The following is a 2644-nucleotide window of genomic DNA, read 5'->3' on the forward strand; positions in this document are numbered from 1 at the left end:
CCCCGTACAGCTTCGACGTGTCGGTGTGGGAGTTCTTCTGGCCGCTGATCACCGGCGCGACCCTGGTGGTCGCCCGTCCCGACGGTCATCGCGACCCGGCCTACCTCAGCCAGTTGATCCAGCAGGAGCGGGTCACCACCTTGCACTTCGTGCCGTCAATGCTGCGGGCGTTTGTCGAAGAGCCGAGCCTGGTCAACTGCCACAGCCTGCGTCAGGTGTTCGCCAGTGGCGAAGCCCTGCCGGTGGACCTGGTACGGCGCTTCATGGGCCAACACCCGGCAGCGCTGGTCAACCTGTACGGCCCGACCGAAGCGGCCATCGACGTCTCGGTCTGGCGTTGCTCGGCGGACGATGTGATCGTGCCGATCGGCAAACCCATCGCCAACCTGCGCTTGTACATCCTCGACGAGGCCCTGCAACCGCTGCCGATTGGCAGCATCGGCGAACTGTACATCGGTGGCGCCGGCGTCGCCCGGGGTTACCTGAAACGCCCGGACCTGACCGAGGAACGCTTCCTCGCCAGCCCATTCATCGAGGGTGACCGCCTGTACCGCACCGGCGACCTCTGCCGCTTCCAGGCCGATGGCAACATCGAATACCTGGGCCGTCTCGACCATCAGGTGAAATTGCGCGGCCAGCGGATCGAGCTGGGGGAAATCGACGCTGCGCTGCTGGCGCAGACCGGTGTTCGCGACGCCGCCACCTTGTTGCTGGACCAGCGCCTGGTGAGTTTCTGGTGCGGTGACGCCGATGAGACGACCCTGCGTGCCGACTTGAGTGACAGCCTGCCCGCGCACATGCAACCAAGCCTCTTGGTGCAGCTCGATAACCTGCCGCTCAACAGCAACGGCAAGCTCGACCGCAAGGCATTGGCCACCACGCCGCTGCCACAGAGCCACAGCGACCAGCCGCGCACCGCGCCGCGCAATGTCACTGAAACCGTGCTCTGCGAACTGTTCAGCGAGGTGCTGGGTGGTTCGGAGGTCGGCATCGAGGACAACTTTTTCCAACTCGGCGGTCACTCCTTGCTGGCCACCCGCTTGGTCAGCCGGGTCCGTGAGCGCCTCGGGGTTTGCCTGCCCTTGCCGCTGGTGTTCGCCCAACCGACGGTAGCGGCCCTGGCCGAGCATCTGCGCGCGGCCATGCCCGGCGAATCGATCAGCGCACAACCGCGCCCGGCGCTATTGCCCCTGGGCCTGGCTCAACGCCGGTTCTGGATGCTCAGCCGCCTGGTGCCGGAGTCCCGCGAGTACCACATGCCATTCGCCCTGACCTTGCGCGGCGAGTTGCAGGTCGAGGTCTTGCGCGAGGCCTTTGCGCAGGTCAGCCTGCGCCACCTGGTGCTGCGCAGCCGTATCGTCGAAGTCGACGGCGAGCCGCAATTGCTGATCGACGACCACGGGCCGGCGCTCGCGGTCACTGGCGTTGCGACCCAGGACTGGTCTGTGGCCTGCACCAACGCCCAGGACGCACTGATGACACCGTTCGACCTGGCCGCCGCTGCGCCTTGGCGTGCGCACCTGCTGCAACGCCAGGGCAGTGACGAACACCTGTTGCTGGTGTGCCTGCACCACAGCGCCACCGACGGTTGGGCCATGCAGTTGCTCATCAACGAACTGACCCAGGCCTACGCCGCCGGCCTGAACGGGCAGTCGCCCGCCTGGGCACCGCTGGAAATCGACTACATCGATTTCGCCCTGTGGCAACAGCACCCGGACACCCAGGCCCGGCGCAGCGACAGCCTGGACTACTGGAAAAGCCACCTGGGCCAGAACGACTACCAACTCGACCTGCCCATCGACCATCCACGCGGCGCCGAAGCGGACCGCCGCGCCCGACAACTGAACGTGTCCCTCGGCACCCAGCGCGCCCAAGCCATCCGGCAGTTCGCCCGTCAGCGCGGCACGACCACCTACGTGGTGCTGGCCACGGCCCTGAGCGCGCTGCTGGCGCGCTACAGCGGTCAGCGGGAGATTCTTCTCGGCACCCCGGCGGACCAGCGTGACCATGGGCAAACCCAGACGTTGCTGGCCTGCCTGGTCAACACCCTGGTGATCCGCAGCGACGTCGACCAACGGGCCCCGGCCGAGCAACTGCTGGCCAGCGTCGAGGCCGACCTGCGTGCAGCCCAAGCCCATGCTGACCTGCCCTTCGCCACTCTGGTCGGCGCTATCGCACAAAACCGCGACTTGAACCGTACGCCGCTGTTCCAAGTGCTGTTCTCCCTCAACTATGGCCGCGTCGACAGCAGCCAATGGCCGGGATTGAACGTCGAAGAACAGATGCTGCCGGTGATCGACGCCAAGTTTGAACAGAGCTGGGAAGTCCAGGACGACGGCAGCGACATGACGCTGGCGCTGGAATACCAATCGGCCTTGTACGACGAAGCGACGATGCAACGCTGGAGCGCGCAGTGGTGCGCGCTGCTTGACGCCCTGGTGGCAAGCCCTGGGCGCCCCCTGGTCGAACTGTTCCCGCAACAGCAGGATCAACAGCAACTGGATCGCTGGAACGCCACCGACCGCCACTACAGCGGCCCAACCAACCTACACACCGCCCTGAGCCAACAAGCAGCCCTGAGCCCCAACGCCCCGGCACTGGTGTTCGAAGGCCAGCGCCTGAGCTACGCCGAGCTGGACCTGCG

1 protein-coding gene is annotated in these 2644 nt (G+C 66.3%); it reads left to right on the plus strand.

Features of this window, described 5'->3' with window-relative positions; genetic code table 11:
- Positions 1 to 2644 (plus strand): condensation domain-containing protein (locus AACY42_RS28210; protein ID WP_339483776.1); only part of this gene is annotated, 2644 nt, incomplete at both ends.

Source organism: Pseudomonas sp. RL_5y_Pfl2_73, assembly GCF_963970515.1.
Lineage (GTDB): Bacteria > Pseudomonadota > Gammaproteobacteria > Pseudomonadales > Pseudomonadaceae > Aquipseudomonas.